20 protein-coding genes and 1 riboswitch are annotated in these 22,378 nt (G+C 57.3%); of the genes, 11 read left to right on the top strand and 9 right to left on the bottom strand.

Annotated elements, in window-relative coordinates:
• Window positions 1–13 precede the first annotated feature (13 nt).
• Both KYE_RS04545 and KYE_RS04540 read left to right on the top strand, forming a co-directional pair.
• Entirely contained in the window at window positions 14–940 is a 927-nt protein-coding gene (locus KYE_RS04545) for a branched-chain amino acid transaminase (RefSeq protein WP_008170880.1), read from the top strand.
• A gap of 87 nt (window positions 941–1,027) precedes the next feature.
• Complete coding sequence (locus KYE_RS04540; RefSeq protein WP_008170872.1) at window positions 1,028–1,435, top strand: DUF6165 family protein; 408 nt, start codon at window positions 1,028–1,030, stop codon at window positions 1,433–1,435.
• 23 nt (window positions 1,436–1,458) lie between these two features.
• Here KYE_RS04540 and KYE_RS04535 read toward each other — a convergent pair whose 3' ends face one another.
• Complete coding sequence (locus KYE_RS04535; RefSeq protein WP_008170871.1) at window positions 1,459–2,517, bottom strand: glycosyltransferase family 9 protein; 1,059 nt, start codon at window positions 2,515–2,517, stop codon at window positions 1,459–1,461.
• A gap of 157 nt (window positions 2,518–2,674) precedes the next feature.
• Between KYE_RS04535 and KYE_RS04530 the strand changes: the two genes are divergently transcribed.
• From KYE_RS04530 to KYE_RS04515, 4 genes are read left to right on the top strand one after another with little or no spacing between them, the layout of a single operon-like run.
• Window positions 2,675–3,391 (top strand): 3-deoxy-D-manno-octulosonic acid kinase, encoded by a 717-nt coding sequence (locus tag KYE_RS04530; protein WP_008170870.1) that lies wholly within the window; start codon window positions 2,675–2,677, stop codon window positions 3,389–3,391.
• A complete protein-coding gene (locus KYE_RS04525) occupies window positions 3,388–4,506 on the top strand; it encodes a glycosyltransferase family 4 protein (RefSeq protein ID WP_050898251.1) in 1,119 nt (372 codons plus the stop codon). Before KYE_RS04530 ends, KYE_RS04525 begins: the two co-directional genes overlap by 4 nt.
• Entirely contained in the window at window positions 4,507–5,586 is a 1,080-nt protein-coding gene (locus KYE_RS04520) for a CDP-glycerol--glycerophosphate glycerophosphotransferase (RefSeq protein ID WP_008170862.1), read from the top strand.
• Between the two features lie 34 nt (window positions 5,587–5,620).
• Window positions 5,621–6,667 carry a polysialyltransferase family glycosyltransferase gene (locus KYE_RS04515; protein WP_008170860.1) on the top strand — a complete coding sequence of 349 codons (1,047 nt, stop codon included), beginning with the start codon at window positions 5,621–5,623 and terminating at the stop codon, window positions 6,665–6,667.
• On the opposite strand, the gene KYE_RS04510 is transcribed toward KYE_RS04515, so the two are convergent.
• The 3 genes from KYE_RS04510 to KYE_RS04500 are packed head-to-tail and all read right to left on the bottom strand — an operon-like array spanning window position 6,626 to window position 10,952.
• The gene (locus tag KYE_RS04510; RefSeq protein ID WP_008170858.1) at window positions 6,626–8,635 is read right to left on the bottom strand and encodes a glycosyltransferase; all 2,010 of its coding nucleotides are present in this window, start codon (window positions 8,633–8,635) and stop codon (window positions 6,626–6,628) included. The two genes, KYE_RS04515 and KYE_RS04510, sit on opposite strands and share 42 nt — an antisense overlap.
• Complete coding sequence (locus tag KYE_RS04505; RefSeq protein WP_008170855.1) at window positions 8,629–9,534, bottom strand: lysophospholipid acyltransferase family protein; 906 nt, start codon at window positions 9,532–9,534, stop codon at window positions 8,629–8,631. Before KYE_RS04505 ends, KYE_RS04510 begins: the two co-directional genes overlap by 7 nt.
• A complete protein-coding gene (locus tag KYE_RS04500; protein ID WP_008170851.1) occupies window positions 9,531–10,952 on the bottom strand; it encodes a mannose-1-phosphate guanylyltransferase/mannose-6-phosphate isomerase in 1,422 nt (473 codons plus the stop codon). Before KYE_RS04500 ends, KYE_RS04505 begins: the two co-directional genes overlap by 4 nt.
• 131 nt (window positions 10,953–11,083) lie before the next feature.
• On the opposite strand from KYE_RS04500, the gene KYE_RS04495 reads away from it, so the two are divergent.
• Window positions 11,084–11,878, top strand: coding sequence for a glycosyltransferase family 2 protein (locus KYE_RS04495; RefSeq protein ID WP_008170849.1), 795 nt, complete (start codon window positions 11,084–11,086; stop codon window positions 11,876–11,878).
• 23 nt (window positions 11,879–11,901) lie between these two features.
• Here KYE_RS04495 and KYE_RS04490 read toward each other — a convergent pair whose 3' ends face one another.
• From KYE_RS04490 to lpxL, 4 genes are read right to left on the bottom strand one after another with little or no spacing between them, the layout of a single operon-like run.
• A complete protein-coding gene (locus tag KYE_RS04490; RefSeq protein WP_008170847.1) occupies window positions 11,902–12,957 on the bottom strand; it encodes a glycosyltransferase in 1,056 nt (351 codons plus the stop codon).
• Window positions 12,954–14,069, bottom strand: coding sequence for a glycosyltransferase family 4 protein (locus tag KYE_RS04485; protein WP_008170845.1), 1,116 nt, complete (start codon window positions 14,067–14,069; stop codon window positions 12,954–12,956). Before KYE_RS04485 ends, KYE_RS04490 begins: the two co-directional genes overlap by 4 nt.
• Complete coding sequence (locus KYE_RS04480) at window positions 14,066–15,061, bottom strand: mitochondrial fission ELM1 family protein (RefSeq protein ID WP_008170843.1); 996 nt, start codon at window positions 15,059–15,061, stop codon at window positions 14,066–14,068. The genes KYE_RS04485 and KYE_RS04480 overlap by 4 nt, the downstream gene beginning before the upstream one ends.
• Before the next feature lie 47 nt (window positions 15,062–15,108).
• On the bottom strand, window positions 15,109–16,056 hold the full coding sequence (gene lpxL / locus KYE_RS04475; RefSeq protein ID WP_075267653.1) for an LpxL/LpxP family Kdo(2)-lipid IV(A) lauroyl/palmitoleoyl acyltransferase: 948 nt from the start codon (window positions 16,054–16,056) through the stop codon (window positions 15,109–15,111).
• Between the two features lie 121 nt (window positions 16,057–16,177).
• Between lpxL and waaA the strand changes: the two genes are divergently transcribed.
• Window positions 16,178–17,431 carry a lipid IV(A) 3-deoxy-D-manno-octulosonic acid transferase gene (gene waaA, locus KYE_RS04470; RefSeq protein WP_008170840.1) on the top strand — a complete coding sequence of 418 codons (1,254 nt, stop codon included), beginning with the start codon at window positions 16,178–16,180 and terminating at the stop codon, window positions 17,429–17,431.
• Window positions 17,432–17,479: 48 nt separating this feature from the next.
• On the opposite strand, the gene KYE_RS04465 is transcribed toward waaA, so the two are convergent.
• The gene (locus KYE_RS04465; RefSeq protein ID WP_008170837.1) at window positions 17,480–18,883 is read right to left on the bottom strand and encodes a TolC family outer membrane protein; all 1,404 of its coding nucleotides are present in this window, start codon (window positions 18,881–18,883) and stop codon (window positions 17,480–17,482) included.
• Window positions 18,884–19,058: 175 nt separating this feature from the next.
• A riboswitch (TPP riboswitch) is annotated at window positions 19,059–19,172 on the top strand.
• A gap of 77 nt (window positions 19,173–19,249) precedes the next feature.
• On the opposite strand from KYE_RS04465, the gene thiC reads away from it, so the two are divergent.
• The 3 genes from thiC to KYE_RS04450 all read left to right on the top strand — a co-directional run bounded on the left by thiC (window position 19,250) and on the right by KYE_RS04450 (window position 22,291).
• Window positions 19,250–21,127, top strand: coding sequence for a phosphomethylpyrimidine synthase ThiC (gene thiC / locus KYE_RS04460; protein WP_008170834.1), 1,878 nt, complete (start codon window positions 19,250–19,252; stop codon window positions 21,125–21,127).
• Between the two features lie 61 nt (window positions 21,128–21,188).
• A complete protein-coding gene (locus KYE_RS04455; RefSeq protein ID WP_008170832.1) occupies window positions 21,189–21,806 on the top strand; it encodes an NUDIX domain-containing protein in 618 nt (205 codons plus the stop codon).
• Window positions 21,806–22,291, top strand: coding sequence for a DUF1249 domain-containing protein (locus KYE_RS04450; protein ID WP_008170830.1), 486 nt, complete (start codon window positions 21,806–21,808; stop codon window positions 22,289–22,291). Before KYE_RS04455 ends, KYE_RS04450 begins: the two co-directional genes overlap by 1 nt.
• Window positions 22,292–22,378: the final 87 nt, after the last annotated feature.

The following is a 22,378-nucleotide window of genomic DNA, read 5'->3' as shown; positions in this document are numbered from 1 at the left end:
GGAGCAATGAAGAATGTCGATGGCTGATCGCGATGGCGTTATCTGGATGGATGGTGAGATGGTTCCCTGGCGGGATGCCAAGACCCACGTCCTTACTCACACCCTGCATTACGGCCTGGGCTGTTTTGAAGGTGTGCGGGCCTACAACACCGCGAATGGCCCGGCCATTTTCCGCCTGAAAGAGCACACGGATCGTCTTTTCCGTTCCGCCCACATTCTGAACATGAAAATGCCGTTCAGCAAGGACGAGATCAACGAGGCCCAGCGTGCGGCGGTTCGGGAAAACAATCTTGACGAAGCCTACCTCCGCCCAATGGCGTTTCTCGGTTCCGAGGGTATGGGGCTCAGGGCTGATAACCTAAAGGTGCACGTAATGGTTGCGGCCTGGAGCTGGCCTTCCTACATGTCACCGGAAGCGAAGGAAATGGGGATCAAGGTGCGCACGTCCTCCTACACGCGTCACCACGTCAATATCACCATGTGCAAGGCCAAGGCGAACGGCAACTACATTAACTCGATGCTGGCCCTGAACGAGGCCATTTCCGGTGGTGCCGAGGAAGCCCTGCTGCTGGACAACGAAGGTTACGTTGCCGAAGGCTCCGGAGAAAACATTTTCATCATGCGTGATGGTGTGCTGCATACGCCTGAACTCACCTCCTGCCTGGAGGGTATTACCCGTGCCACGATCATGGATTTTGCGCGTGAGCTCAACATTCCGATCAAGGAGCGCCGGATTACCCGCGATGAGGTCTACATCGCCGATGAAGCCTTCTTCACAGGCACAGCGGCCGAGGTGCTGCCGATCCGCGAACTGGATGGCCGTGTGATCGGTGCCGGCAAGCGTGGCCCGGTGACCGAGAAGCTCCAGGCTATGTACTTTGATGCAGTCAAGGGTAAGCTGGCTGAGCACAGCGGTTGGCTGACCCACGTAAAAGGCTGATTCCAGAATAATCGCAGGCCGCCGTTTGCTGTTTCAGCCCGGCGGCTTTGTTGTTTAACACACCCTGTTTACTGGCGGGACGAGCAAATGGCAGACGTTATCAAGGTACCGGTATCTTTTGGCGAGGTGCTGGACAAAATCACCATTCTCGAAATCAAGTCCGAGCGCATCAAGGATGAAACCAAGGTCAAGAATGTCCGGCTTGAGCTTGATGAGCTGAGCGCTACCTGGGACGAGGCAGTAAAGGACAAGGCTGCTGAAATCGCCGATCTCCGCAAGCAGCTGAAAGCGGTCAACGAAGAGCTGTGGGTGATTGAAGACGATATTCGGGATCAGGAAGCCGCCCAGGACTTTGGCGCGAGATTTATTGAGCTGGCACGCGCTGTATACGTCACCAATGACAAGCGCGCTGCGATCAAAAAAGAGGTCAACCTGGCCCTGGGGTCTCGTTTCGTGGAAGAGAAGTCCTACCAGGACTACACCGCACGGAAGTGAAATTTTGGGTCAGATGAACGCTTTCATCTGACCCAGCTTTCAGCTTTGGCCACCGGGTTAACTTCAACCCACCGATCCAGCATATTCGTGGCATCTGCAACCGTGATCAGGTCCATCGCCCCCTCGAACTCTGCTTTCGCCCCCCACCGGGCCTGTTCCACCGTTTTGCCGGTAAACTTCTCCAGTGCTTCAGGATACCGGTTCACACACCAGTCCAGAGAATTATAGGGCCCGGAGCGGTAAGGATTGCTTGCGGCAAACAACCCAAGGACATCGGTGCCCACCGCACTGGCGATATGTGCCGGCCCAGTATCGGGCGCTACCACGAGGTCGGCATGGGTCATTAACGCTGTCAGTTGCTTCAGGGTGTCCTTGCCGCAGATGTTGTGCGCTTTTTCCTTCATTGCGGCTTCGATGGCGGCGCAGTACTCGGCCTCGAACGGGGCGGGGCTGCCCACCAGAATCACCTTCATACCGTGCTTCTGAATCGCGTGATCAGCCAGCTGTGCGTAACGCTCAGCGGGCCAGTTACGCAGTGTGTGGCTGGCACACGGACTTATTACAAGGTTCTTGCGGTCATTAGCCAGTTGCTCGCGCGCAAACTCATGGTCTGAATCCTTCAACGGAATCTGCCAGCGCGGCGGCGCGGCCTTGAGGTCCAAAGGTTCGAGGAAGCTGGCAAGGCAGTCTCGCACGTGCTGCTTCGGTGCCGGTTTGATCCGGTGGTTGATAAACAGGCTGTGCAGATCCTTGCTGCGGGCCTTGTCATAGCCAATTCTGACTCTGGCCGGAATGCAGGCAGCGGCGAGGTTGGCTCGGAAAGCCACCTGCATGTGAAGCAGCGCGTCAAACTTGCGATCCGTCATTTGTCTGCGAAGCTCAGCGTAGCCTTTGCGACCAGTCTTTTTGTCGAAAATAATGAACTCAACGCCGGGCAGATCGCCAACCAGCTTGGCTTCGATCTTGCCGATAACCCAGGTAATCTTCACGCCGGGAAGCTGCTCCTGGAGGCTCAGTACGACAGGTATTACGTGAGTCACGTCGCCGATGGCGGACAGGCGAAGAATGCAGATGGAGTTCATCAGATATTGATCCGGTTCAGGTTGTGGCCTGGTGCTGTGGAGCTTTGTCGGCAATCATTGGTAAACTGGCCGTCATTCTAACTTACTCGCGCGTTTCCGTCCCGGCGTGAGTGGGTATTACGTGCCTTCTTTCAATTTCGGTGACCGGGGACCCAGCATGGTGGAGTCTGAAATCTGTATCCGGGAAAGGGCTTCGGCAATGCTGATTCACCCGGATTACGAGGGCAGGGTTACCGAGGACTGGTTCAATTCCGCCTCTTGGGGCAATCAAGCCCGCCCGGTAAGCAGCGGGGGCCGCGGCGGCGCCTGGTTTTTGCAGGCCGGAGAGGACAGACTGGTGCTTCGAGAATATCGCCGGGGCGGGTTGATGGCGAAATTTGCGCGATACGCCTATGCCTTCACCGGCGAGGAGTATGTGCGGTCCTTTGCAGAGTTCCGGTTGCTCAACAAACTGGTTAGCCAGGGGCTTCCCGTACCCTGTCCTGTTGCGGCCTGGTATCGCAAACTGTCGCCAATTCAGTACCGGGCCGCCATCATCATTGAACGGTTGGAGAACACTACGCCCCTGGCTGACCTTATCTCGGAGCTGGACAATGAGGCGTGGACGTCCATTGGAGAAACCATTCGTCGATTTCACGACGCCGGCGTCATGCATGCGGACCTGAACTGCTTCAATGTACTGGTCCGGGGCAACGAATACTTTCTGATTGATTTCGACAAGAGCAGGTTGATGACTGGTAGTGCCCCGGCGCGCTGGAAAGAGGCCAATCTTGATCGCTTCTCGCGATCGCTGGTAAAGGTGGCCGGAGAAGACGCACGGGCAAAAACCTGGAGTTATTTCATGAACGGATACAACAGGGGAATGGCCACTTGACCAATCCACAACAGGGCGGATCGCTTCCGTCGATACTTTGTCTTACGGATGCCTGTGATCGTCCGGAGACTGAACTCTTTATCGGGCTCAGAAAGGCCGGGTTCGACGTCGACGTCATGTGTAACCCCAAGGGCCGGAACTATCAGCGTCTTGTCGACGAGGGCATGGTTGCCTGCCCCATGGCCTTGAAGAACCGCTTTGACAAAGAGGGCACCGAGTCCATCCGCCAACAACTGGCCAAGAAAAACTACGAGGTCATTCATGCCTATAATCCCCGGGCCCTGGCATGCGGATTACGGGCTTCCCGGGGCACGGATATCAAGATCGTCGCCTATCGTGGTGTGATCGGTAACATCAGTTTTCTCAATCCGGAATCCTGGATTACCTTCCTGCATCCTCGCGTCAGCAAGATTGTCTGTGTCGCTGATGCCATCAAGGATTACCTGGCCAGCCTCCGGTTTCTGTGGATGCACATTCCTGAACGGAAGCTTCAGAGAATCTACAAAGGGCACGACCTGGACTGGTATCAATCGCCCAAGGCCGACCTGACACAGTTTGGTGTTCCGGAAGATGCCTTCGTGGTGTGCTGCACCGGGAGAAATACCCCGAGAAAAGGCTTCGATGACCTGATTGAAGCGATCGATAAGCTGCCTGAGGATGTAGATATACATTTGCTGCTGGTGGGAGACGTTATTGATAACAAAGAGATTCAGGCGCAGGCCGCTGCCACCTCTCACCCCGAGCGGATTCACTTTACGGGTTACCGCAACGATGCGCCGGCCATAGCGGCGGCCAGTGATGTGTTTGTGCTTCCCTCGAAGGAAAGGGAAGGTCTGCCCCGTGCGGTCATCGAGGCGATGGTCTACGGAGTGACGCCGGTAGTGACCAGTGTTGGCGGTATGCCGGAGCTGGTGGAAGATGGCGTCAGCGGTATTGTGGTTGAACCGAAAAATGCTCCCGGGCTTTCAGCGGCTATTGAGCGGCTTTACCGCGATCGTGAATTGGCGGCCTCTCTTGGGCAGGCTGCGAGGCAACGGATAGCCCGGCATTTTCACACCTCACAGACCGTCACTGAGACGGGTGAGCTATACAAATCGCTGACGGGCAGGGCTTGAATGCGCCGGTACCTGTTTTTTGTAAACCAACCCTATTCCTATTCAATACTGCGACCGCTGCAGGAAGAGATACGGCGCCGGGGCGATGAGGCTGCCTGGTTCGTCGCCGGGTGCTCAACAGCTCCACTTCAGGCCGATGAGCGCCGTCTCGTTTCCGTAAAAGAGGTCATGGATTACAACGCGGATGCGACCTTCGTTCCCGGTGATTGGGTGCCTTACTTTTTTCCCGGAATCAAGGTTGAGGTATTCCATGGCATGGCGCGCAACAAAAGGGGCCATAGCAGCGAAGATGAAAGTGACCATTACCGAATTCGGGGATGGTTTGATCTTTACTGTACGCATGCCCTTAAAGACACGGAAAAGTTCCGTGAACTGGCCGAGCGGTACCAGCATTTCGGGGTTGCTCACACAGGTTGGCCAAAGCTCGATCCATTGCTGTCGCGGAATGAAATCGGGAAGAGAAACCGTCTGGAAAATGAGTTGCCGGTTGTTTTTTACGCTTCAACGTTCAGCCGGTCCGTTACGTCAGCTCCGGATCTGGTGGAGAAGATCGGCGAGCTCTCCAGAAGTGGTCGCTGGAAGTTCATTGTAACGCTTCATCCGAAGATGGATCCGGCGGTTGTGGATCAGTATCGCAATCTGAGCGGCGAGAACCTTCGCTTTGTCGAAAGCGATGAGGATTTGCTGCCCCTGCTTCCTGAGGCGGATGTGATGCTCTGCGATACCTCGTCCATCATGTTCGAGTTCATGTTCCTGGATCGCCCGGTGGTCACGTTCAGAACCAAAATGCCGGGACCCTATCTGATCGATGTCCAGGAAGTGACGAACGTTGAGAAAGCTCTCGAAGAGGCGGTGCAGTATCCCGATCCGCTGATGAAAGAAACGCGAGCTCTTTGCGACCAGTTGCACAGTTTCCGGGATGGTCGTTCCAGCAAGCGGCTTCTTGATGCGGTCGAGGACTTCCTGATCAACAAGCGTAGCCAACTCAAGCGAAAGCCGATAAACCTGTTACGCAAACTGAAAGTCCGGCGCCGGTTGCGGAAGGAACTTGCACGCATGGCACCTGAAAGCTCAGGATAGACCAAGCAAAGATCCCGACCAGGAAACGAACGATTTGATCAGCGCCGCAAGCCCAATCAATGTCTTTGTTGCGAGTACGCCCCTGCAACTGATCAGTTGCTCCGAGGCTCGTTACCACTATGGCTGCAGCTCCGAAAAAACACTGCTCATCATTGCTAGACCTGATAATCGCGAGACCGAGGGACAAATGGCTTTCCTGGCCGAGGCGTTGGGCTGGCAGGGCATCGAAACCATCTATCTTAAAAAGAGTTCCTTTTACCTTCGTCTGGGGTCAGTTGCCAGGAGTCTCTCAAAGCGAACTATTGAGAGGTTGTTTATCGGAAACAAATCCAGCTGGATTCACGAAGTGTTTTATCGGGGATTCGACAGCGAACAGCTGATTTTCGTGGATGACGGCCTGGCAACAGTAACCTATTACCATGCCATTCACGACGAGGGCATCGCCTCCCGGATTTCACCGGCCAAGAAGCGACTTTTGCGAACCATGGGGATCAGGATCCATCGTGTTGTTCCGGAGGTGATCGCATTCTTCACCTTCTTTCCGTTACCGAACTCCGAGCTTGTCCAGGTGCGTGTTCACGATTTCCCGGTGTTTCGTAAAACTTTCAAAAAAACGCCCTGTGACAATAGCCAGACGCCCATGGTCGGGTTCCTTGGCCAACCCTTTGGTGGTGAGGATCGGCTTCAGCAATTGAAACTGCAAATCCAGCACGTGGTGGAGCGTCATCCTGATAGTCGTGTGGTGTACTTCATGCACCGAAAGGAAAGCAGGGGAGAGTTGGAGGCTTTGCTGGCAGAATTTCCGCTCGAGATACGGCAGGCCGGTCGTCCGATCGAGGTCGAAGTGGCTCTGTCCGGGGAAATCTATCTCGCTTTCTACAGCTTTGCTTCAACCGCTCTGTTTACCCTGAAAAAGATATTCCCGGAAATCCGGGTGTTCCAGATCGATGATGCCGCTCTGGGCGCCCGGCTCCCTTACTATGACGAAATAAGGCGTATGTTCGGGAGCGTCGGCGTGGAAACGACGCTCCTTCGGGGGTCACGACTTTTCGAAGCGGGCCGGCCGGTCCAGAGTCCATAACCCTGCATATTTGTTGAACGTTACCTGTGCGTACGTCACAGCGGTAAGATAGCCCACAGCACCGTCCAGAAACCCGAACCGAATAAAGTACACCTGCACGAATGTCATCAGGCCCCGCAGGGTGGGGTAGATCATGGTGCGGGTCTTCTTGCCTTTGCGATGTTTCTCCAGTGAGCCAAGCCAGGCGTACTTGGCGCTTTTTTCCAGCGAGTGGCCGAAATCCCTGTGTGTATAGTGTGTCAGGCGGCCCCTTAGGGTTTTGATCTTGCGTCCGGACGGAATCAGTATCCGCTCGTGTACGAGGGCGTCCGAAAAGCTTACTCCCTCGCGACGGAACAGCCGGAGGGGGGCTCGGCCGCTGCGCCCGAAATCCAGGCGGCTGCCGTAAATCGTTACGGCCCAGGGAAGCTTGTACGCGTCCGCGTCAGGATCTGCCAGGTGATCGTTGATCTCCCTTGCCAGCTCGGGTGTGACACGCTCATCGGCATCCAGTGACAGCACCCACTCTCCTGTCGCTTTCTCGAGAGCTCGCTGTTTCTGGATGCCAAAGCCAGGCCAGTCTGTGACTTCGACAACATCTGCAAGCTCTCTGGCCAGTTCCACCGTTCTGTCAGTACTGCCGCTATCCAGAACGATAATTTCGTCGGCAACCAGCCTTGCGGACTTCAAGCAGTCGGTGATGTGGTCTTCTTCGTTTTTCGTGATGATAGTGGCAGACACCTTGCGGGCCCTGTTTCGAACATAGGACGCACTCAACTCTGTAAACATGGCCGAGGCGATGGAGCTAACAGCCAGCAGGTAGAAGGTGAGGAACAAAGTCCGATTGAAGGTGGCTTCGGTCAGGCCAAAGAAAAAGTATCCAAGGGATACCATGCAGCCAGCCGCCGCAAGGTGCGCGGTGGCTGCGTGGGGGCTGGACAGGTTTCTGCCAAAGATGGCCAGCGGAATGAAAATAAGCAGGGCCCAGCTGAGAATGCCGGGAATACCGCTGGTTGCGGCATTGTTCAGCAGATCGTTATGCGCATGCCCCGTGCAACAGTCCAGGAAATGCTCTGGCAGATTGCCCGCGGCAACTTCCGATTCTATGCGGTGGGTATAGCCACCAAGGCCAGCGCCCGACCAGGGGCTTTCTCTGAGCATGTTCAGCGCCTGCCCCCAGACCTCCAGGCGAATTTCCATGCCGGAGTCCAGTTGGCCATCATGTAGCAGTCCATTGAGCGAGCTGGACATGCGGTCGCTGGTAATAATCGCGCCGGCGACGAGCATTGGCACAACAATCAATCCGGCAATTCGAAGTCTTTTACCGACTAGCGGTGTCAAAGCAATCAGAAGGAAGGGTAGAGCGACCAGATTGCTGCGGGTTTCCGACAACATGGAAATGAGAACGGCCGCCGTTCCACCGATAAAAAACAGTACCGCCAGGCCCCCCCGTTTTTCCCGGATAAAAAACATGGCAGCGACGATCGTCAACATGCCCCCCAGGAGGGCGAGATTGCCAAAGCTGATAGGGTTGATTCCACCGCCAAAACGGGAATTCAAGACCTGACCAAGCGCGCCCTGGCGGGCAGCAATGGTCACCAGAAAAATCCCGATGATAGACACGGCCACCAGTCCGATGGCGGCGAAAGTCGTGCGGGCGCCAATCCTTGCATAGCTGATGGCAACAATCAGGGGCCAGAACAGGATGAACCGGGCGTGCGTGCCAAGGGTTTTTCCACCCTCGTAATCAAACCCTTCAAGGGCCCAGGACAGAAAACTCACCAGCACGAAGAACCAGAAGGAAAAGTGAAGCAGCCTGAGCTCTTTGGGTTTGTCCCAGCCGTCTTTATACAAAGATTTGCGGGCACTGAGCACCATTCCGGCAATCGCAAGCAAGAGAGTCGCGCCGGCCAGGATGCTTGAGGACAGGAGCGCGCCGCCGAGCCCGATGATCAGCAGCGCATGAAAGGCGAGTCTGGGGTTCAACATACTCGGTCCGGATTATAGGGGTTGATTTCGCCGGGCGGCCGATGGCGCATACGCTTGTATTCCCATTGATACTGCTCGGGGATCTCTCGCACGCATTGCTCAATCGCCTGATTCATGGCACTGGTCGCGGCAACAGGATCCTTGTCACCGAGGCCCGGGCCGGTCTCACGTACAACGATCCGGAACCCGGAAGCGTCGGGCAGGCGCTCGGCATAAGTAATCAGCACGTTGGCACCGGTGCGCTGAATCAGCTTGGATACGAGAGTCATGGTTTTCACTTCCATGCCGAAGAAAGGCGCAAAGGCGTTGCCCTTTCCGCGGGGCGACTGGTCCGGCAGGATTCCGGCAACCCCGCCTTCCCGAAGAATCGAGGCGAGCCTGGCCAGGCCGCGGCGGTCGCCCCGGACCAGCTCCGAGCCAAGTCGCCCGCGTACCTTGATCATGTAGTCCTCGAACTCGGGCATATTCGGCGGACTATAGAGCGCTGCCATTTTGTAGCGTGAGGAAAAGAACAACCCGGCCAGCTCCCAGTTACCGAGGTGCGGCGCCAGGAGAATCAGGCCTTTGTCGCCGGCCATGGCCTCGTCGATAAGATCCAGGCCTTCGGTTTCCCGGATCAGGCCAAGGCATTTCTCCACCGGCCACTCCCACATCAAGGGCACCTCGAGCATGGTCATGCCGGTCTGGGCCAGGGATCTCTTTGACATAACCGCGCGTTCGGTGTCTGAAAGTTCGGGGAAGCAAATGGACAGGTTAATGTCGGTTACCTGGCGAGATTTGGTGGGCAATCGCCATACCAGATAACCGACGAAACGACCTACCCTCTGGGCACCGGCAAGGGATAGCCAGCCGGCAATCCTGAGCAGCCCGGCGATGATGAAATACTTGAGCTTGCTCATTTCCTACCGTACCGATCCTCGTAACGAACAATGTCGTCTTCACCCAGGTAAGAGCCGGACTGAACTTCGATCAGTTCCAGGTCGATGACGCCCGGATTCTCCAACGAGTGCACCTGACCAACCGGAATGTAGGTGGACTGGTTCTCGGTGACCAGGTAGGTTTTCTCGCCGTTGGTGACCCGGGCCGTGCCGCTTACCACGATCCAGTGCTCGGCGCGATGGTGATGCATCTGCACGGAGAGCTTGGCGCCGGGTTTCACAGTGATGCGTTTGACCTGATAGCGGGCACCGTTGTCGATGGAATCGTAGACGCCCCAGGGGCGGTAGACTTCCCGATGGTTCATGTGTTCGTGGCGGCCATCGGTCTTTATCCGTTCCACCACGGTTTTGACGTCCTGAACACTGTCTTTATGGGCGACCAGCAGGGCATCCTTGGTTTCGATAACCACCAGGTTGTCCACACCAACGGTGGCCACCAGCCGGCTATCGGCACGGATCAGCGTGTTGGCGGTGTTATGGGTGATCACGTCGCCGGTCAGGCTGTTGCCGGCCGCGTCCTTGTCACTGACTTCCCATAGCGCGGACCAGGAGCCAATATCGCTCCAGCCGGCATCCAGGGAAACCACGGCGGCCTTGTCGGTCTTCTCCATGACGGCGTAGTCCACCGAGTCTGACGGGCATTCGGCGAAGCGTTCGGCGTTGATTCGCGTGAAGTGCAGGTCATCGGCGGTGTCTGCGATGGCGGCACGGCACGCGGCCAGGATATCAGGGCGATGGGCTTCCAGCTCCTCGAGGTACTGACGGGCACCAAACAGGAACATTCCGCTGTTCCAGAGGTACTCTCCGGAATCGAGGTAACCATTGGCGGTCGCCTGGTCCGGCTTTTCGACAAACTTGTCCACCAGGTAGCTGTCAGGGCCCAGCTCGGTGCCACGATGAATGTAGCCGTAGCCAGTTTCAGGATGGTTCGGGACAATGCCGAAGGTGACCAGCTTCCCTTCCCGCGCCAGCGGAATGGCTTTCTTCACCCCTTCCTGAAAGGCGGTGACGTCCTTGATCAGGTGGTCGGCTGCCAGCACCAGCATCAGGGGATCATCGGCACCGCTTTCTGCAGCCTCGGTCAGCTGCAGCGCTGCCAAGGCAATCGCCGGCGCCGTATTCCGGCCACAGGGCTCCAGAATGATCCGCGTATCCTCGTGGCCGGATTGCCGCATTTGTTCCGCAGCCAGGAACCGGTGTTCCTCGTTGCAGATCAGAAGAGGGTTTGCTGCGTCCATGCCCTCAAGCCGCGCAACGGTGGCCTGCAACATCGACAGGGGGCCGTTGGTCAGTTTCAGGAACTGCTTCGGATTCAGCTGGCGCGACATCGGCCAAAGGCGTGAGCCGGTACCGCCAGCCATAATGACGGGGTGAATCATCTGTACACTCCGGGCTTGAGTTAGAGAATGCCAAGAAAAACATCAAAATCAGGCGCGCCATCTTATCATAAGGCAACCATGATATTGTTTTGACCAGTCCGTAAACTGATTGCCCGATACCAGGAATTTTGATGAAGCTACCGTTATCCGTTTATTACATCACCCAGGATGAAGAACTGCGATTGCCGGAATCCCTCGCAAAGGTTTCCGGCTGGGTTGATGAGATTATCGTAGTCGATTCCGGAAGTATTGACCGAACCCGTGACATTGTTGAAGCGGCGGGTGCCCGTTTTGTTCATAACGACTGGCAGGGGTTTGCCTGCCAGAAAGCCTTTGCTGCAAGCCTTTGTCGTAATGACTGGGTGCTGGACCTGGATGCGGATGAGGTGCTGTCGGACGAGCTTGTGGCCAACATCCAGGACCTGTTTTCAAAGCCGATTGACCCGGCCATTGCGGGATTCCGGATGCGCTGGGTGCTGTCCCAGCCGGATCCCCGGCATCCGTTCCGCCATGATAAATCGAAGAAGATCCTCAGGCTCTACAATCGTAACAAGGCAGTGATTGAGCCCGAAAAAGACAGCAACAATGACCGGCCGCAGGTGAAGGCTGGCCGGGTTGTGGATTTAAAGGGCGATGTGTTGCACCGCACGCTGATTTCTCTGGAGCAGATGGAGCGCAAGTACTGCCAGTTGTCGACGGAGCAGGCCCGCTTTATCGCCGCAAAGGGACGGCGAATTTCCAGCCCCCGCCTGTTTGCCGAGTTTCCCCTGAAGTTCCTGAAATATTACCTGCTGCACCGCCAGATCCTGAACGGTTGGTTTGGTCTAAGCGTTGCCATTACCGCAGCCAACAGGAACTTCATGCGCTTGGCCAAGGCTCGGGAGATGCAGATGCTATCCGAATTTGAGAGGGAAAATACCCGGTAGGTCTCTGCCGAATACAGCGGACATCAGGTGCCTCGTTGCTCGCCCATTGCCCTCAGGTACAGCGCTTCCGTTTGCTCCCCCATGGCGTTGATCGTGAGAGTTTTACGGGCAAAATCCATGGCGGGCTGCTCGCTCTGTTTCAGTGTTTCCAGATCAGAGAGCGCTCGTGTTATCAGTTCGGCAAGGTCCCGATCCCGATGCCCTGCGCTGAGAGACGATTCTGGAAGAATATCCCGCGGTCCGGACACCGGAGTGGAGACCACTGGGCAACCACTGAGAAGGGACTCCGCCAGTACATAGGGAAAGCCTTCCCGTTCGGAACTGATCACCGTCAATTCGGCCTTGTCATAGACGGGCGCCAGATCCTCCCTGAACCCTGCCAGAGTGACCGACTGTTCCAGTTTAGACTGACGGATGAACTTTTCCAGCTGTGACCGTTGGCTGCCCTCGCCGAAAATAGTGAGATGGCAGCGATGAGTGGAGTCGCCGAGCATGGCCCAGGCTCTGATCAGCGCATCAAAACCTTTAACGGTTTCGAGTCGTCCCACGGCGATGACATTGGTGACTCCTGACGGTAGCTTCGGGCCGTCGTCAGTTTTAATTCCTTGGCCCTTGCAGTTCACGCCGTTATAGATCAAGTGTTTTCGGGGATGTCGCAGGGCTGCCAGAATTTGGGGGCTTACGGCAATGACCTCATCAAGTCGATCAAATGCCTTATGGTTGGACTTGGTGCCGTGCACCGTGCCGATTCGCACGCGGACAAGGTTTCCGGTTTTCGCCGCGAGTTGTGCAGCCTTGTTGCCTTGGGCGTGCAGAATATCAGGTGCTATTTCTCGAAGTCGCCGGCGGAGGGCCAGTTGGAGCCAGAGGTTCCGTCGCCCCAGTTGAACGGGCAGCGCATGAAAGTGGATGCCGGAATGAAATCTATCCCGGTAGTCTTTGTGAGCCACTACATGGACGCAATGCCCCCGTCTGGCCAGGTTGGCTGCCAGATCGGCGGTGTGTTTTTCCATGCCGCCCCAGGTTGTGCCGGGCGTGGCAATCAGAAGGGCGATCGTAAATCGGGGCGGTGAGGTCATGATCGACTTGCGGCATTCTGAAGCACCGTCTCGTAAACGGCCAGGCTCGCTTCTGTTTGTGCCTCCAGGCGGAACCGGTAGGGGATCTCAATGGCCGGAGGCCCGGCATCCAACATCCGGGAAACGGCCTTTGCGAACTCCTCCACGTTATCCGGCGCCACCAGGCCTTCCCGGAAGCACGCCTGCAGTGTTTCCGCCGCCCCGCCACGATTATAGGCCACGACCGGTGTTCCCGAAGCCAGGGCTTCGGTCACTGTCCGGCCAAAGGGCTCGGGTTTGGTGCTCATGTGACAGACCACGTCGGAGAGCAGATACAGGTTGGTCATGTCATTTCGCTGGCCCAGGAAGCTGACCTTTTCGGTCAGGTCCAGGCGAGACCGCTCCTTCTCCAGTTCATCCAGGAAATGCTCTTTGCCGGGCTCGGCACCACCCACAATAATACCGTGGCAATCGGGCCGCTCCCGCACCAGTTTCGCCATCATGGCCAGGAAATCCAGTTGGCCTTTCCAGCGGGAAATCCGTCCGGGCATCATGATGATTTTCTTGCCGGCAAGCTGCGGATACTGACGGAACCAGCGGTCCAGCCATTGCTGGCTAAGTTCACGTTGGTGGAACGCATCCACATCGACACCACGCTGAATAACCGTCAGCTTCTCCGCCGGAACGGGGTAGTTGTTCATCACGTAGTCCCGCACACACTGGGACACAGCAATGATGTGATCGGCGCGGGTCATGATGGCGCTGTAGGGAGTCACGGAATACATACCGTGGAAGGTGGACACAACCGCCGGGCGTTCCCGTTTCGGGATGCTTTTCAGGGCCAGGAAGATAATCCAGGCGGGCATGCGTGAGCGGACATGAACGATGTCCGGCTTCAGTTCAAGAAGCAGTTTTCGCATCGGCAGGATTTGCCCGAAGGACGCTGGATTCTTCCGGTGAATCGGCATGAAAATATGCTTCGAACCCTGTCCCCGCAGTTGTTCCGCCATGGGGCCGCCCTTGGAGACGACAAAGGATTCGTGGCCGCGTTTAACGAGGTCCGCAGCGAACTCTACGGTCCCCCTTTCCACGCCGCCACTGTATAGCGCCGGAAGTGCCTGAAGAATTCTCAAGGTTTGGTCCCCTTGTGCAGGCGTTGATTGGTTTTCTGGCTCTTTGGCAGGAGTCCTCGCTCCAGCACCCAGTGGGCTGCACGATTGGCCTCCCAGAGAGTCTTTTCATGGTCGGCTCTGCCAGCCATGACGCTGGCATGGTCTGTCCACTTGGCAACATAGCCGTCCCGGACCAGCCGTTCCACACCCTCCACAACCCGGCTGCCGGTTCTGGCCGGCAGTTCGAACAGGCCGGTTGGCACCCCGGAGGTTGCGGCCTCACAGACCATGGACATGCTGTCCGGCGTCACCCAGGCGGCTCTTGAGGCCGAGAGTTGGTGGCTTAGCCAGTCTTCGTGGGTCTGCCCGGGGTGAACGACGGTAATTCTCAGCCCGGCCATCTCCTCGAGGCGTTCCTGAAGGGGTTCCGGTGTTCGCCTGGAGGTGCTGATGGTCCAGCGCCAGTCGGGATAATGGCCGATCAGATGCGATACCTGGCCCACGACGACATCGTCGTCCCAGTCGAAGTGCGGCGAAGGCCCGCCTATGAGTAATAACGCTTCCCGTTTCTCGGTGATTCTGGCCAGGGGTGTGATGGTGTTCAGAACGCCTTCGGTTAACAGCACCCGCGGGCCTGGTTGGACGCGATCATGGGCTGGAATCAGGGCGCCGCTGACCAGAGACAGCGGAAACGCGGGCTTCATGATGACCAGCGTTCGGGTCCCGCGACGTTTTCGCAGCGCAAGCAGTAATCGATGCGTGCCGGACCCTGCCGCGACGACAAGATCGGGGCGAGGCAGTGACGCCTCCATACGTGGCGAAGAGGCCAGCAATGCCCGCCACAGAGGTACCTCTACGGTGGAGGCATCAACCCAGTAGGTGCTTGCTCCCGCCAGGACGCGAAGCCGGTTGCCAAGCCCCTTCAGCTGATTCCGGTGACCCGGCTTGTTGTCGGTCAGAAGCCACACCACCGGAGTGGATGCATCCTGCGTTCTGGGCTCGGGTTTGGCCATGGTGTTCCGGCATGTATTGCCGGCCTCCGTGTTGCCTGAGTTCGTTATTACCGGCGTTTGTAGAATCCCGGATCGTTCTCATCAGGGCGGGTCTTGAAGCGCCGGTGCATCCACAGATATTGATCCGGGGCGCGCCGCACTTCTCGCTCGATAGTCTGGTTGATCAATGTTGCATCCTGAAGATCGTCCCCGCTGGGAAAGCTCTCAAGGGCAGGATGGAAGTAGATGTCGTAACCCGGACCATCGTCACGTCGGAAATGACTGAACGGGACGACCTTGCAGCCGCTGCGCTCCGCGATCCTGGACGTAGCGGTAATCGTGCCCGCCGGTATTCCGAAGAAGGGCGCAAAGACAATATCCTTGCGGCCGTAATCCTGATCGGTGGCATACCAGACGGCCCGGTTTTTCTTAAGGCTGCGAAACAGGCCCCGGAGGTCCTTGGCGCCGAGCACGTTGCCATACCGGCGTTCACGGGCTCTCGTCATCACGGCGTTCATCAAAGGGTTGTTATGGTCCCGCTGCATCACGTCTGCTTCAATGAACTCGGTCACCAGGCTCCCGCCCAGATCCAGAGTGCTGTAATGGCCTCCCAGTAATAAAACGCCTTTGCCCTGCGCCAGAGCATGCTCGAAATGCTCAAGGCCATGGACCTGTGTGATGCCTGTCAGTTTGGCTGGATCGCGGAACCAGGCGATGCCAATTTCCAGCAAGCCAATACCATTGGCAATAAACGCTTTCCGAACCAGCGCAGATTGCTGAGCGGCCGTGAGTTCCGGGAAGCACAGCCGAATGTTCACCTCGGCGATGTGCCGACGTTCCCGGGCAAGGCGGAACGCCAGCAGTCCCGCCAGTTTGCCCAGCCACCACTGAACGCGTATTGGCAGCCGGGACACACACCACATCAAAAAGACTCCCAGCCAGGTGGGCCACCATCGGGGATGGCGGTAGGCCGAGTAATCCGTGTTTCGCGGTATTTTGCGGTATTTCGTTTTCACGTAAAGCCGGTCCTGCAAAGTCTGAATCGATTGATGGTGGCACAATGGCCCGAGCCATCAATCGGAAGCAAATCAATAGGTTTTGCGCTATGATAGCGCACTGTTTTGCCCGGAGTCCTGTGTGCTGCAATTTATCTATTCCCAGCTTATTAGGCTGATTCTGCCGTTCATTCTGCTGCGCCTGTGGTGGAACGGACGTCGAGCTCCGGAACTCAGGCGCAACTGGTACCAGCGCTTGGGCATTGTGCCCCGGGCTAGCGGCACGGTTGTGTGGGTTCATGCTGTCTCGGTGGGTGAAACCATAGCGGCAGCGCCCATGGTTCGACGATTGCTGGCCCGGAACCCGGGTATCACCATCCTGATGACAGCCATGACCGACACCGGCCTGGCCCAGGCACGCAAGATGTTTGGTGATCAGGTGCAGTACGCCTACGCACCCTATGATACGCCGGGCGCCATCCGGCGTTTCCTGGATCGCGCCAGCCCGCGAATACTGGTCATCATGGAAACCGAAATCTGGCCGAACATGATTCGTCAGTGCCGGGCTCGCCGGGTTCCGGTGTTTTTGATCAACGCCCGCCTGTCAGAACGATCCGCCCGGGGCTATGAGCGTATTCGCGGCCTCGCAGCCCCAATCATGCGCAGTATCAGTTGGGTGGCGGCCCAGGCAGAGAAAGACGCCGAGAGGTTTCGGCGAATTGGCGTTGCGCCTGAGAAAGTGGCCGTAACGGGTAGTGTCAAATTTGACGTTGATATCCCTGAAGATGTGCGAGCTGCGGCTATGGCGCTCCGACAGGAGCTGGCGGGGCGGCCAGTCTGGATTGCCGGCAGCACCCACGGCAGCGAAAACGATCAACTGCTGGCGGCTCATGGAAAAGTTTTGGCAGAACATCCAGGCGCTCTGCTGATCCTGGTTCCGAGACACCCCGACCGCTTTGAGCCTGTGGCAGAAAAAGCGGTCAAGGAGGGGCTGACTCTGGCCCGTCGCTCCCTTGGAGAGGGCCCTGCCCAGGCCCAGGTGTATCTCGGAGATACCATGGGGGAGCTGATGATGCTTTACGGCGCCAGTGACCTGGCCTTTGTAGGCGGCTCACTGATCGAGCGCGGCGGCCACAACCCCCTCGAACCCGCCGGATGGGGTATTCCGGTGTTTTCAGGCCCGCATATCTTTAATTTCGAAACTATATACCAGAGCCTGCTGAATGACCGGGGCGTTAAACTGGTTACCGATGCAGATGATCTGGCCGCTCACGTGTCGTCTCTTTTTAGTGACGGTCAGGAACGTGAAGCGATTGGTCAGCGAGCCCTGGAAGTGGTGAACAAGAACCGCGGGGCGTTAGACAAGGTGGTTGATGGGATTATTGAGCGGGTGTGATACATCCGCCCAAAAGATGCGGGCGAGCCTTCGGGCCCGCCCTGGTGGTTACTGGGTAGGATCGTCCAAGGTTTTCTTCTCGTTGGCCAGCGCCTCGATGCCGGGTGCAGCGGCGCTCAGCCAGTTGTTCAGGTCGATCAGGTCCCGAGGGGTCAGGGTTCCGGCGGCCTGTTTGAGCTGAAGCGAGTTGATCAGGTAATCATAGCGGGCGTTGGCGTAATCTCTCAGGGCTACGTAGTAGGCCCGTTCCGCATCCAGTACTTCCACAATATTGCGCGTTCCAACCTCATAGCCGGCGCGGGTGGCGTCGAGGGCGCTGCGGCGAGAGATGATGGTCTGTTCCAGGGCGGAAGCGGTCTCTATATTGTTGTTGACCGTCAGGAACAGGCTCCGGGTATTCACCCGTACGTCCCGGCGCACCGTATTCAGGTCCTGTTCGGCGGCGGTGAGCAGCGAGCGCTGTTCCCGGACGCCGGCCTGGGTGCCGCCGCCCGTGTAGAACGGGATGGTCAGTGACAGTGAGACAATCGATTGGTTGCCTTCTTGCTGAGTAAAAAGGGCGTTCTCCAGACTGGTTTCCTGGTAGGAGGCGCTCAGCTCAAGAGTTGGTAAATGATCAGACTTTGCCGCTTTCAGGCTGGCTTCGCTGGCACTGAACTGTCTCTGGGCCGCCTGAATGGACCAGTTCTGCTCCACGGCGGTTGTTTCCCAGGAAGTTGGATCCATAGGCTCCGGGCGCCCGAGCGGAAAATTCTGCCTGAGATTTTCCATGGCGTCCGGATATTCTCCGGTTAACCGGGCCAGTTGTTCTTTGGCCACATTGAGGTCGTTGTCGGCGGCGATGCGCTGGCTTCTGGCATCGTCGTAGCTGGCACGCGCCTCATAGACTTCGGTGATGGCAATGAGCCCCACGTCAAACCGTTCCTGGGCCTGTTCGTACTGGCGCTGGATGGCCGTTTCAGTTGCTTTGGCGGTTGTGACGGTGTCTTTGGCGCGCAAGACATCGAAGTAGGCGGTTGCTACATCAAGAATCAGCTGTTGCTGGGCCAGGTTGTACTGGGCCTCGGCCGCCTCGGTCTGGAACTGGCTGGCCTCATAGCTGAACCAGTCTTGAGCCCGGAACAGTGGCTGAGTCAGTTCGATTCCGTAGCGGTAGGTGCGATAACTGTCTCCCGAGAAGAGTTGCCGCGTCAGTTCATCGGCGTTTGCCCCCCCGGGTATATTCCTGGGCTCGAAACTTGTGTAGCTTGCTGACCCAACCGCCGAGATTTTGGGCAGCAGGGCGCTCTTGCTGACATCGCTGGTTGCCTGCTGTGCCTGGAACTGCGCCAGGGACGAGGCAATGCCGGAGTCATAGGACAGTGCCTTTTCATAGGTTTCCATCAGATCCAGAGAGAACGCAGGCTGGGCTGCGAGCAGGCTGATCAATCCTGGAAGTAAACGCTTATTCATTGCTTCTCCTGACAAACTATCTCCGGGTATCCCTGATCTGGATAGGGGGTTCGGAAGGCCTGTATTCAAGGTATGGGCCGGTGCCGACGGTGACCCAAAGGTATTGGTTGCTCATTATGGACAATAAACGCCTCCGCTTCTACACTTGCAGAGTTCACTCATTTTGTGAGCAGTTCGCGTCTTGACGGGGTGCTGATACACCGAAAACCGGTGGTTGGCTGAGATTGCAGTGCGGAACCCGCAACCTGATCCGGATAATGCCGGCGTAGGGATTAAGACCATTCAAAACGTGCTGGTTCCAGCCTCTTCCGTACCGGAAGGCCCGTCATACGCGACCCGACAACCCTCCAATACCGGGAGCAGACCATGACGGACTTGCCAGCCTATCTCAGTGAATCCGCAGCGGCGGATTCCGCCGCCATCAAACCATTATCAGGCTCACGAAAAGTATACGTGCAGGGTAGCCGATCCGATCTGCGGGTACCTATGCGGGAAATTACCGTGCAGGACACGCCCACGGAGATGGGCGGCGAGCCGAACCCTCCGGTGGTTGTGTACGATACGTCCGGCCCGTACACAGATCCTGAAGCTGCTATTGATCTTCGTAAAGGTCTCAAACAAGTCCGCGCCGCCTGGATCGCCGAACGCGGTGATGTGGAGCAGCTTCCGGACTACTCTTCCGGGTTCACCCGCCGCCGCATGAAAGACCCCCAGCTTGACCCGCTGAGGTTCATGGACGAGCGAAAACCGCTACGGGCCAAACCTGGCCAAAACGTTTCCCAGATGCACTACGCCCGGCAGGGTATCGTGACCCCGGAGATGGAGTACATCGCCATCCGTGAAAACATGAAGCTGCAGGAGGCCCGGGAACAGGGTCTGCTGAAAGACCAGCATCCCGGCCAGTCCTTCGGCGCCAATCTGCCTGCGGAAATCACCCCGGAGTTCGTCCGAGACGAGGTAGCTCGCGGCCGCGCCATTATCCCCGCGAACATCAATCACCCGGAATCCGAGCCGATGATCATTGGCCGTAACTTTCTGGTGAAGATTAACGGCAACATTGGCAACTCAGCGGTCAGCTCCTCCATTGAGGAAGAAGTCGAGAAACTGACCTGGGGCATCCGCTGGGGCGCCGATACCATCATGGACCTGTCTACCGGCAAGAACATTCACGAGACCCGGGAATGGATCATCCGCAACTCCCCGGTACCCATCGGCACCGTGCCGATTTACCAGGCCCTGGAAAAAGTCGGCGGCGTGGCCGAGGACCTGACCTGGGAAATCTTCCGGGATACCCTGATCGAACAGGCCGAGCAGGGCGTGGATTACTTCACCATCCATGCGGGCGTCCGCCTGCACCATGTGCCTATGACTGCCAAGCGCACCACAGGCATCGTCTCCCGGGGTGGTTCGATCATGGCCAAATGGTGCCTGGCTCACCACAAGGAAAGCTTCCTGTACGAGCACTTCGAAGACATCTGCGAAATCATGAAAGCCTACGATGTCTCTTTCAGCCTTGGCGACGGCCTGCGCCCCGGCTCCATCGCCGACGCCAACGACGCAGCCCAGTTCGGCGAACTGGAAACCCTCGGTGAGCTCACCAAGATCGCCTGGAAACACGACGTACAGTGCATGATCGAGGGCCCGGGCCACGTGCCCATGCATCTGGTAAAGGAGAACATGGACAAGCAGCTCGAATGCTGTGACGAAGCGCCGTTTTACACACTTGGCCCCCTGATCACCGACATCGCCCCCGGCTACGACCACATCACGTCCGGCATTGGTGCCGCCATGATAGGTTGGTACGGCTGTGCCATGCTCTGCTACGTCACACCCAAGGAGCACCTTGGCCTGCCCAACAAGGATGATGTGAAAACCGGTATCATCACCTACAAGATCGCCGCCCACGCCGCCGACCTGGCCAAAGGCCATCCTGGCGCCCAGATCCGCGATAACGCCCTCTCCAAGGCCCGTTTCGAATTCCGTTGGGAAGACCAGTTCAACCTCGGTCTGGACCCGGATACGGCTCGCGCCTACCACGATGAGACCCTGCCGAAGGAATCCGCCAAGGTGGCGCATTTCTGTTCCATGTGCGGACCGAAGTTCTGCTCCATGCAGATTTCCCAGGAAGTTCGGGATTATGCGAAGGAGCACGGCCTGGATGAGGTGTCGGCAGTGGATGCCGGCATGCAGGAGAAATCCCGCGAGTTCGTGGAGTCCGGGAGTAAGCTTTACGACAAGGTTTGAACTTGAAGTAATACCCAACTAAAGGCTATCGTTCCAAGTCGATTCAACGACCGGACAAAAAATGGCCAAACCGTTCCAGTTCAACGCCGACGACGTCAACGTCGAAAAACGTGAAACCGTCTTCCAGGGCTTCTTCCGCATGGATAAGCTCTGGTTGACCCATCCGCGTTTTGACGGCCGGGACATGCCGGTGTTTACCCGAGAACTCTTCATTCGTGGCGATGCCACCTGTGTACTTCCCTACGACCCGGAACGGGACGAGGTAGTCCTTCTTGAGCAGTTCCGTCTTGGTGCCCTGGGTCGTGATCAGTCGCCGTGGCTGCTGGAGCTGGTGGCTGGTATGAACGAAGACGGCGAGAGCCCTGAAGAAGTCGCTCAACGCGAGGGCCAGGAAGAGGCCGGACTTACCTTTGAGCCGCTGGAAAAAATCTGCGATTACCTGGTGTCACCCGGCGGCAGCACGGAAATGATTCACCTTTATTGCGGGTGTGTCAGCACCGCGGATGCCGGTGGTCTGTATGGTATGGAACATGAACATGAGGATATCCGTGCCCATGTGGTGTCATCCGACGACGCCATAGCGATGATCCACGATGGTCGCATCAACAACGCGGCCGCCATTATAGCCCTGCAGTGGCTCGAGCTGAATCGGGCCCGTTTGAGGAAAGGGTGGCAGTGATGGGCGAGTGGACCATGAAACCCAGGCGGTATGTTCCGGATCTCAGACAGCTCGGCGCCTTGTGTGACGGAAACTATCAGCGGCTCCGTAAGCTGAGGCAGCTGGAGGTGGACGGCAAGCCCGTGTGCGAGTTCGAGCTGCATCGGGAGAACCACTACCTGGGACGAGTCCGGATTCAGGTGCTCCAGACAGCAAAGTTCACCGAAACCCTGTTGCTTGAGCAGGTCCATAATTCCGGTCGTTGGTTAAACAACCCTCAAATGACCGTACGGGTCTACCACGACGCCAGCATGGCGGAAGTGATCAGCTGCTACCGTGATCGCCAGATTGCTCCCGTCAACGATTACCCCAATCGCTTCATGCACCATCCGGATGAAAAGGTCCAGGTCAACGGCTTCCTCGCCGATTGGCTGGATTACTGTCTCAGGTTTGGTCACCTGCCCATGGAACATGCAGCCTGGTCTGCCGGCGAAGGCGTCGACTGAGGCGGTTCGATACACGCTTATCCTGTACTAAAGTGGTGTGGCTATGGCGCACCGATGTGCCATAGTTGTCAAAAATTGCAATATATC

The sequence above is a fragment of the Marinobacter manganoxydans MnI7-9 genome (assembly GCF_000235625.1).
Taxonomy (GTDB): Bacteria; Pseudomonadota; Gammaproteobacteria; order Pseudomonadales; family Oleiphilaceae; genus Marinobacter; species Marinobacter manganoxydans.
The sequence above is the reverse complement of the archived record's forward strand: the minus strand, read 5'-3'. Positions and strand labels throughout refer to the sequence as shown.

Excerpts from the sequence above, each read along its gene's own strand:
- KYE_RS04520 (WP_008170862.1), top strand. The coding sequence starts at position 4,507 with ATGCGCCGGTACCTGTTTTTTGTAAACCAACCCTATTCCTATTCAATA.
- KYE_RS04535 (WP_008170871.1), bottom strand. The coding sequence starts at position 2,517 with ATGAACTCCATCTGCATTCTTCGCCTGTCCGCCATCGGCGACGTGACT.
- KYE_RS04465 (WP_008170837.1), bottom strand. The coding sequence starts at position 18,883 with ATGAATAAGCGTTTACTTCCAGGATTGATCAGCCTGCTCGCAGCCCAG.
- KYE_RS04530 (WP_008170870.1), top strand. The coding sequence starts at position 2,675 with ATGGTGGAGTCTGAAATCTGTATCCGGGAAAGGGCTTCGGCAATGCTG.
- KYE_RS04510 (WP_008170858.1), bottom strand. The coding sequence starts at position 8,635 with ATGTTGAACCCCAGACTCGCCTTTCATGCGCTGCTGATCATCGGGCTC.
- KYE_RS04540 (WP_008170872.1), top strand. The coding sequence starts at position 1,028 with ATGGCAGACGTTATCAAGGTACCGGTATCTTTTGGCGAGGTGCTGGAC.
- KYE_RS04500 (WP_008170851.1), bottom strand. The coding sequence starts at position 10,952 with ATGATTCACCCCGTCATTATGGCTGGCGGTACCGGCTCACGCCTTTGG.
- thiC (WP_008170834.1), top strand. The coding sequence starts at position 19,250 with ATGACGGACTTGCCAGCCTATCTCAGTGAATCCGCAGCGGCGGATTCC.
- KYE_RS04545 (WP_008170880.1), top strand. The coding sequence starts at position 14 with ATGTCGATGGCTGATCGCGATGGCGTTATCTGGATGGATGGTGAGATG.
- KYE_RS04490 (WP_008170847.1), bottom strand. The coding sequence starts at position 12,957 with ATGACCTCACCGCCCCGATTTACGATCGCCCTTCTGATTGCCACGCCC.
- KYE_RS04495 (WP_008170849.1), top strand. The coding sequence starts at position 11,084 with ATGAAGCTACCGTTATCCGTTTATTACATCACCCAGGATGAAGAACTG.
- KYE_RS04455 (WP_008170832.1), top strand. The coding sequence starts at position 21,189 with ATGGCCAAACCGTTCCAGTTCAACGCCGACGACGTCAACGTCGAAAAA.
- KYE_RS04505 (WP_008170855.1), bottom strand. The coding sequence starts at position 9,534 with ATGAGCAAGCTCAAGTATTTCATCATCGCCGGGCTGCTCAGGATTGCC.
- KYE_RS04450 (WP_008170830.1), top strand. The coding sequence starts at position 21,806 with ATGGGCGAGTGGACCATGAAACCCAGGCGGTATGTTCCGGATCTCAGA.
- KYE_RS04480 (WP_008170843.1), bottom strand. The coding sequence starts at position 15,061 with ATGGCCAAACCCGAGCCCAGAACGCAGGATGCATCCACTCCGGTGGTG.